Annotated in this window: 7 protein-coding genes; 4 read left to right on the forward strand and 3 right to left on the reverse strand. The window is 70.4% G+C overall.

The window, feature by feature from the left end; genetic code table 11:
- Positions 1-74: 74 nt before the first annotated feature.
- Genes ACIQNG_RS10415 through ACIQNG_RS10425 form a run of 3 tightly spaced genes read right to left on the reverse strand, consistent with a single transcriptional unit; the run spans position 75 to position 3,218 of the window.
- The gene (locus tag ACIQNG_RS10415) at positions 75-1,058 is read right to left on the reverse strand and encodes a TauD/TfdA family dioxygenase (protein ID WP_401483846.1); all 984 of its coding nucleotides are present in this window, start codon (positions 1,056-1,058) and stop codon (positions 75-77) included.
- Positions 1,055-1,267 (reverse strand): MbtH family protein, encoded by a 213-nt coding sequence (locus ACIQNG_RS10420; RefSeq protein ID WP_401432083.1) that lies wholly within the window; start codon positions 1,265-1,267, stop codon positions 1,055-1,057. The genes ACIQNG_RS10415 and ACIQNG_RS10420 overlap by 4 nt, the downstream gene beginning before the upstream one ends.
- Before the next feature lies 1 nt (position 1,268).
- Entirely contained in the window at positions 1,269-3,218 is a 1,950-nt protein-coding gene (locus tag ACIQNG_RS10425) for an ABC transporter ATP-binding protein (RefSeq protein WP_401483894.1), read from the reverse strand.
- Between the two features lie 389 nt (positions 3,219-3,607).
- On the opposite strand from ACIQNG_RS10425, the gene ACIQNG_RS10430 reads away from it, so the two are divergent.
- The 4 genes from ACIQNG_RS10430 to ACIQNG_RS10445 all read left to right on the forward strand — a co-directional run bounded on the left by ACIQNG_RS10430 (position 3,608) and on the right by ACIQNG_RS10445 (position 7,845).
- Positions 3,608-4,882 carry a peptidoglycan-binding protein gene (locus ACIQNG_RS10430; protein ID WP_401432086.1) on the forward strand — a complete coding sequence of 425 codons (1,275 nt, stop codon included), beginning with the start codon at positions 3,608-3,610 and terminating at the stop codon, positions 4,880-4,882.
- Complete coding sequence (locus ACIQNG_RS10435) at positions 4,879-5,631, forward strand: ABC transporter ATP-binding protein (protein WP_401432088.1); 753 nt, start codon at positions 4,879-4,881, stop codon at positions 5,629-5,631. Before ACIQNG_RS10430 ends, ACIQNG_RS10435 begins: the two co-directional genes overlap by 4 nt.
- A complete protein-coding gene (locus ACIQNG_RS10440) occupies positions 5,628-6,821 on the forward strand; it encodes an ABC transporter permease (protein ID WP_401432090.1) in 1,194 nt (397 codons plus the stop codon). Before ACIQNG_RS10435 ends, ACIQNG_RS10440 begins: the two co-directional genes overlap by 4 nt.
- Positions 6,822-7,362: 541 nt before the next feature.
- A complete protein-coding gene (locus ACIQNG_RS10445; RefSeq protein ID WP_401432093.1) occupies positions 7,363-7,845 on the forward strand; it encodes a hypothetical protein in 483 nt (160 codons plus the stop codon).
- Positions 7,846-8,179 lie beyond the last annotated feature (334 nt).

Consider the following 8,179-nt stretch of genomic DNA (forward strand, 5'->3'; position numbering starts at 1 on the left):
GGGGCACCCACACATGACGCCGCCCAGCTCCACCCCTTCGGGCGGACCTGGGCGGCAGGGAGACGGAGGGGGACCTAGGTGTCCGACATGGCCACCAGCACCCGCCGGCTCCCGGTGAAGGGGCGGCGGCCATGGGCGAGCAGGACGTTGTCGATGAGCAGGACGTCACCGGACCGCCAGTCGACGTCCACCGCGCCGTCCAGACCGCGGCCGAGGATCTGTTCGATGTAGGCGTCGGGGATCGCGCTGCCGTCGGCGAAGGTCACGTACTGCGGGAACTCCTCCGGTGCCAGGATGTCGTACAGCTCCGCCGACGCCTCGTCGCCGAGGCCGGCCGGATGCCACTGGTCGGCCTGGTTGAACCACACCTCGGCACCGGTCACCGGATGCCTGGTGGTGGCGGGACGCTGCTGGACGACCCGCAGGCCCTCCTCGTTCCACTCCCACTCGGCGCGCGACGCACGCAAGAACGCCTCCACCGCCGCGCGGTCGTCGGTCTCGAAGGTGTCCTGCCAGCTCTTCCCGAAGCCGAGCCCGTCATGCAGGTTCTGCACATAGCGGATACCGTCCGCGAACGCCTCACGGACCCGCGCGTCGAGCGAGGCGAGCCACAGCTCCCCGTCCAGCACCGGGGTGGCGCCACCGCTCTCCGCCGCCGTCTCGCAGTAGAAGGCGAGACGGGTCGGCCAGCGGTGGGCGTAGCTCAGCTCGTTGTGCAGGGAGATCGTGTACTGCTGCGGATACTCCGTCGACGTGTACAGATTGCCGCCGACCTTGGTGCGCGGCGAGTTGCCGTGCACATACGGCAGCCGGTCCGGCACCAGCCGGGCGAACACCGGGTCCACGGTGTCCGGCGTGACACCAAAGTCCCGGAAGACCAGCGCCTTGTGCTCGATGAGCGACTCGGTCAGCGCTCGCGCGCCCGTCCGGTCGAGCCAGCCGACGAGATCGGCGGTACCGGCCGCGTCCGGAGTGATCTCGTACGGCCGCCAGGCGCCCGCGCGCGATTCCGCGTCCGGGCCCGCGTCCGGGCCCGAGTCCGTCACGTCCAACGTCACTTCTCCTTCATGGCCTCGATCAGACTCTTGGGCCGCATGTCGGTCCACGACTTCTCGATGTAGTCGAGGCACTCCTGCCGCGGCGCCTCACCGAACACCGACGTCCAGCCGTCGGGCACGGCCACGAACACGGGCCACAGCGAGTGCTGGCCTTCGTCGTTGACCAGGACGAGATAGCTTGCTTCCGGGTCTTCGAAAGGATTCGGCACCTCAGTGTCCTTCGCTCTTGGTGATTCTCGGTCGGGGGAGTCGGTGCTCGTCCCGCCTCGGTCTGCCGTTCACGCCCTGCGTGGCGAACTGAGTGCGGTACAGCTCGGAGTAGAGCCCCTCGGCGTCGAGCAGCTCGCCATGGGTGCCGCGCTCCCTGATCCGCCCGTTCTCCAGGACCAGGATCTGGTCCGCCTCCAGAATGGTGGACAGACGGTGCGCGATGACCAGGGACGTACGGCCCGACAGGGCGGTCTCCAGCGCCCGTTGGATGGCGGCCTCGGACTCGGAGTCCAGATGGGCGGTGGCCTCGTCGAGGATCACGACCGGCGGTGACTTCAGCAGCAGCCGGGCCAGCGCCACCCGCTGTTTCTCCCCGCCGGAGAGCCGGTAGCCACGGTCACCCACGACGGTGTCGAGACCATTGGGCAGCGACGAGATCGTCTCCCAGATCCTGGCCGCCTCGCACGCCTCCACCAACTCGGCCTCACCGGCGCCCGGCCGCGCGTACAGCAGGTTCGACCGGATCGTGTCATGGAACAGATAGGCGTCCTGGGTGACGATGCCGACCGTGTCGTGCAGGGAACGCAACGTCAGCTCCCGCACATCATGGCCGCCGATACGGACCGTCCCCGACGTGGGGTCGTACAACCGCGGCACCAACTGGGTGACCGTGGTCTTGCCGGCCCCCGAAGGCCCCACCAGCGCCGTCAGCTTCCCGGAGGGCACCCGGAAACTCACCCCGTCCAGGACGACGGCGTTGTCGCGCCGCTCCGGGCTCGGCAGCGCGATCGTCTCCAGCGAGGCCAGGGACACCTCGTCGGCGGACGGATAGCGGAACGCCACCGCGTCGAACTCGATGTCCGGGGTGACACCGTCGGCGACGGCGGGCAACGGCCGGGCGGTGGGCTTCTCGTCGATCAGCGGCTTCAGATCCAGGACCTCGAAGACACGGTCGAAGCTGACCAGCGCGATCATCACGTTGACCTGCATGTTCGACAGCTGATTCAGCGGCCCGTACAACCGCATCAGCAGCGTGACCATGGCCACGAGGGTGCCGATCTGAAGCGTGCCGTCGATGGTCAGCACCCCGCCGAGACCGTAGACCAGCGCGGTGGTCACCCCGGTGATCAGCGTCATGATGATGAAGAGCATGCGCCCCCACACGGCCGTGGTGATCGCCACGTCCCGCACCTGCCCCGCCTTGTCGGCGAACCGCCCGTTCTCGTCGTCCGGCCGCCCGTACAGCTTCGCCAGCATCGCGCCGGACACATTGAACCGCTCGTTCATCATCGAGCCCATGTCGGCGTTGAGACCCATGCCCTGCCGGGTGAGCCGCTGCAACCTGCGACCGACCAACTTCGCCGGAAGCAGGAAGAACGGCACCATCACCAGCGCGGCCAGGGTGATCTGCCACGACAGGTAGAACATCATGCCGAGGACCAGGGCCAGGGTCAGCAGCATCGACACCGCCTGCGACAGCAGCGTGGTGATCGCCTGCTGCGCCCCCACCACATCCGTGTTGAGCCTGCTGACCAACGCGCCCGTCTGCGCCCGGGTGAAGAACGCCAGCGGCTGCCGCTGGACGTGCTCGAACACCCGGCAGCGCAGGTCGTAGACGATGCCCTGGCCCACCCGTCCGGAGAACCAGGTCTGTACGAACACGAACACCACATCGACCAGCGCGAGTCCCGCGATGGCGAACGCGAGCGCCACCACCAGCCCCTCGCGGCGCTGCCCGATCCCGTCGTCGATGATCACCTTGAGCAGCAGGGGACTGGAGGCCGTGATGGTCGCGCTCACGGCCGTCGTCAGCATGATCACCGCCAACGACCAGCGGTAGCGCAGGGCATACGGAACGATGCGACGCACTGTGCCGGGCTTGATCCTCTGTTTGGTGATCGAGCTGTCGACGCCCAATGGCGTCGGGCCCATGCGCGGGCCGCCCATCATGGCCACGAAGACTTCCTTTCTGGCCGGGACTGACGGTCAGCGACCGTACCGGCGAAGTCGAACGCTGCGAAAGCGTGCACAGCGGCCATGAGCCGTGTCGATGTGCCGCGCGGTGCACCGGCCGGGTCCGCCGTCGGCTGTTCAACCTCGGCGCCGCCACAGTTGAACGGCCGCCGGACTCCGTTCCCGCGTCCGGCGGAAGCCGCCCCCGCGGTGTCCGCGTCCCGCGATAAGGCGGGGGTTAAGGAACACGGTAACCGCAGGGAAACCTGTGGCGTACCACGCTGAAGACATGCAGATTACGTCAACTCGCACGGTGACCGCGGCCGTCGGCCTCCACTCCGGTCCGGCCCGCGGCGACGCCACGGGAGACACACGGAGGCTTAGCCATGATCGAGTCTGAGGCCACGCCCCCGGTGGGGCAGCGGAAACCGGAACCCGGCCAGGAACTGGAGCGGCGCACCGAGGGGCACCTGGAACAGCGCACCGAGGGCGAGCCCGCCCGGCGCCCCGAGGAGCAGCCCGAGGTCGTACAGGACCTGGACCGGCGCGAGGAGCACGAGGACGACGAGCCCACACCCAAGCGCCGGCGCCGCAGGTGGCTGGGGGCCTGGGTCGGCGGAACCGCCGTACTGGCCATCGGCGCGGCGGGTGCCGTGTACGTGGCACGGGACGACGGCGGCAGCAGCGCGTCGGACACCTCGACGCTGCCCACGGCCGAGGTGGTCCGCACCGACATGGTCAACACCACCCAGGTCGACGGCGAGCTGGGCTACTCCGGCAGCCGGTCGGTGCTCGCCGAGGGCACCGGACGCATCACGGCCCTCCCGCGCACGAGCGAGGTGATCAAACGCGGTGAACGGGTGTACGGCGTCGACGGCCACGACGTGCCGCTGTTCTACGGCTCCACCCCCTTCTGGCGGAACCTGGAGGCGGGCATGTCCGACGGCGAGGACGTGGAGGAACTGGAACGCAACCTGACCGAACTGGGCTACGGCGGCTCCTTCACCCTGAACGAGGAGTTCACCGACGCGACCGCCAGCGCCGTCGAGGAATGGCAGGAGGACCTGGGGGTCTCCGAGACCGGCATCGTCAAGCCCGGCGATGTGGTGATGCAGTCCAACGAGATCCGGGTCACCAAGGTGGAGGCCACCCTCGGCGGCCAGGCGTCCGGCCCGGTCCTCACCGTCAGCGGCACCGCCCGCCGGATCACCGTCGACCTGCCCGTCACCGACGAGGGCCTCGCCAAGAAGGGCGCGAAGGTGGAGGTGACTCTCCCCGGCGGGGAGAAGACCACCGGAACCGTCAGCTCCATCGGCACGGTCGCCACCGCCGGCGACACCAACTCCGAGTCGCAGACCGGCGAGGGCACCGAGAACGCCACCATCCCCGTCTACATCACCCTCGACAAGAAGGACGGCGCGGGCAGCCTCACCGGCGCCCCGGCGACCGTCGGCTTCACCAGCGAGGAACACAAGGACGTACTGGCCGTGCCGATCAACGCCCTGCTGGCGACGTCGGACGGGAAGTACGAGGTGAAGGTCGTCGACGAGGACGGCACGGCCCGTTCGGTCCCCGTCGAACTCGGCATCTTCGAAGGCGACAACGTCGAGGTCAAGGGCAACCTGGAGCCCGGCATGAAGGTACAGGTGCCCAAGTCATGACCGACCACGCCAGCACCGCCGAGCCCGCTCTCGACGTGCGCAACCCCCCACGGGGCCGCGGCCCGGCCACCAGCCCGGTCATCGAGGTGGACAACGTCAGCAAGGAGTACGCCGGTGGAGTGACAGCCCTGCACCGGGCCTCGCTCTCCGTCGGCCAGGGCGAACTCGTCGCGATCCTCGGCCCGTCCGGATCCGGCAAGTCCACCCTGCTGAACCTGATGGGAACCCTCGACCGGCCGACCACCGGCCGGGTCCTCATCGAGGGGCACGACGCGGCCCGACTGCCCGACCGCACACTCGCCACGGTCCGCTCCCACTGGATCGGCTTCGTCTTCCAGCAGTTCTTCCTCACCCCGCACCTGTCCGCCATGGACAACGTCGCCACCGGGCTCCTCTACCACGGCATCGCACCACGCGAACGCCGCAGACGAGCACGTGCCGCACTACGGAGGGTCGGACTCGGACACCGCCTCGACCACCGCCCCCACCAGCTCTCCGGCGGCGAGAAGCAGCGCGTCGCCATCGCCCGCGCGGTGGTCGGCAACCCGCCCCTGCTGCTCGCCGACGAACCGACCGGCAACCTCGACACCGCCTCCGGCGCCGGGGTGCTGAAACTGCTCCACGAACTCAATCGCGACGGCACCGCCATCGTGGTGATCACCCATGACCTTGAGGTCGCGGCGGCGCTGCCGCGCCGCCTGGAGATCCGCGATGGCCGGATCCAGGCCGACACGGGGGTACCGGCATGAAAGCCCTACCGGAGCCTGCCCGGCTGCGCGCCGGAGACCTGGCCACCGTCGGCCTTGAAGGACTGCGCGGCCGACCACTGCGCGCCGTGCTGTCGGCGCTCGGTATCGCCATCGGCGTCGCCGCCATGATCGGCCTCGTGGGCATCAGCACGGTCAGCCGGGCCGCGCTGATGGCCGAGATCGAAGCTCTCGGCACCAACCTGCTGACCGTCGAACCCGGCACGACCCTCACCGGCAAGCAGTCGGCACTGCCCACCGGCGCCGAGGGCATGGTCACCCGGGTCCCCGGCGTGACCGGAGTCTCCGCCACCGGCAGGGTGGAGGACGCCACCGCCCGCCGCACCGACAAGATCGACTCGGACACGACCAGCGGCGTCTCCGTGCAGGCCACCCGCACCAACCTGCTCGGCACCCTCAACGGCACGATCGCCTCCGGCGCCTTCCTCAACGCCGCCACCAGCCAGTACCCGGCGGTGGTCCTCGGCTCCACCGCCTCCGACCGACTCGGCATCGACCGGGCCGGCGGGCACATCTACATCGACGGGCAGTGGTTCCTGGTCGTCGGTGTCCTCGACGATGTCGCACTCGCCCCCGAGGTCGACCGCTCCGCCCTGATCGGCTGGGACTACGCCACCCGGATGGGCTTCGACGGCAGGGTCACCACCCTCTACGAGCGCTCCACCGAGAGCACGGTGGAATCGGTGCGCGCGGTGCTCGCGAACACCGTCAACCCGCAGCACCCGGAGGAGGTGATGGTCTCCCGGCCCTCGGACGCGCTGACCGCGCAGGCCGCCGCGGAGCGCACCTTCAACTCGCTGTTCTTCGGTCTGGGCGCCATCGCGCTGCTCGCCGGAGGCGTCGGCATCGCCAACATCATGGTGATCTCCGTGCTGGAGCGACGCCAGGAGATCGGGCTGCGCCGGTCGCTGGGCGCGACCCGCGGGCAGATCAGGCTCCAGTTCCTCACCGAATCGGTGACCCTGTCGGCGCTCGGCGGAATCTCCGGAGTCCTCATCGGACTGGCCACCTGTCTCGGCTACGCCGTCTATCGGGACTGGCCGCTGGTCCTGCCGGGGCAGGCCATCATCGGCGGCGCGCTGGCCGCGTTCGCCATCGGGGCACTCGCCGGGGTGTATCCGGCCCGCCGGGCCGCGAACCTCACCCCCACCGAGGCCCTCGCCACCAGCTGACCGGTCTTCCCCCGGACCGGTCACCCAGGGGTGCCTTCGCGTCCGACCGAGCGGACGCGGAGGCACCTCGCTCGTGTGGGCACGCCGGGGGCCGGAGACGCCCACGGGTGGCCCGCCGGCCGGGTGACGCGGGCCGCGGCGGCCCGTCGCCCGGTCCGTTCACCGAGCCCGGCGCCCGCCCGGCGGTATCCGCGACCGGCCCTGGCGCGGCAACGCGACGGGCGCCGCCCGGGGCCGCAGTCCGTCACCCCGGTCGGTCGCCGAGGCTCCGTCGGCCGGGTCGTGCCCCGGGCCTCGGTGTCCGTGGCCGTCGGCCCGGTCCGGCAACGCGGTGGGGCCGCCCCTCGCCCGGCCCCGAGCCCGCAGCCGAGCAACGCCCACCGCCCCGTCGGCCCGTGTCCCGGCGTGGGCAGCAGGTGGGGGCGCCCGGGGCCGCGTACCGGCGGGGGCGGGGGTCGGGTGCGAGTACCACCGCGTGTAAGAGACCGGTTAACGCCCGCGGTCACCGAGGGGAAACCTCCCGGCAGCCACTCTGGTGGACATGAAGACACACGCTTTCGCCTCAGCGGCCCTCGTGGCCGCCGCCATCTTCGGGATGACCGCGTGCGGCGGCGACGACAAGCCCAACGCGGCCTCGCCCACGTCGCCGGAGGACGTCGAACGACAGCAGCAGTTCATCGAGTGTCTGCGGGAGCACGGCATGGACGTGCCCGACGCCCCGGAGGACAACGAAGGGGGCGCCCCGCAGTTCGAGGCCGCCCAGGGATCAGCCGCGGTGATCGACGCGGCGCAGGCCGCCTGCGCCAAGTTCGCCCCGCCGCAGGGCGCCGAGGAGGTCGACGAGGACGCCTACGACACCGCGGTGAAGAAGGCCGAGTGCCTGCGCGAGGAAGGGATCAGCGCCAAGGACCCGGAGCCGGGCACCACCCGCATCACCCTGGAAGAGGGCGCCGACACCCAGGAAGACGTGGTCGCTGCCTACACCACCTGCAACACGAAGTTCCCCAACAACCAAGGGGGCTGATGACGATACGGGGCCCTCGGAGCCCCCGCCCCCGGCCGCCCCGGCCGCCGCCCTCCCGGACCCCTTCGGCGAGGCGGCGGCCGGCCCCGTTCCCGCCGCCCCCCTCGCCCCCCGGCCCGTTCAACCGCCGCATTCGCCCAGTTGAACAGGCTGCCTCTCCCACTCCTCCCGTTCTCCGCCGCACTGCGGCCACCCCCCTGTTCAGCCTTGTTCGCCGCCCGGAGATGCGTTGAAATGACCGGGCCGACTGGGCCGGGGGGAGCGCGGAAAACGCGCACATCGATGCCCATGCGGAGCTTTGGCGTGGAGTTCGATGCACAAAGGAGAGGCATTG

This window comes from Streptomyces sp. NPDC091377 (genome assembly GCF_044757045.1).
Taxonomy (GTDB): Bacteria; Actinomycetota; Actinomycetes; order Streptomycetales; family Streptomycetaceae; genus Streptomyces.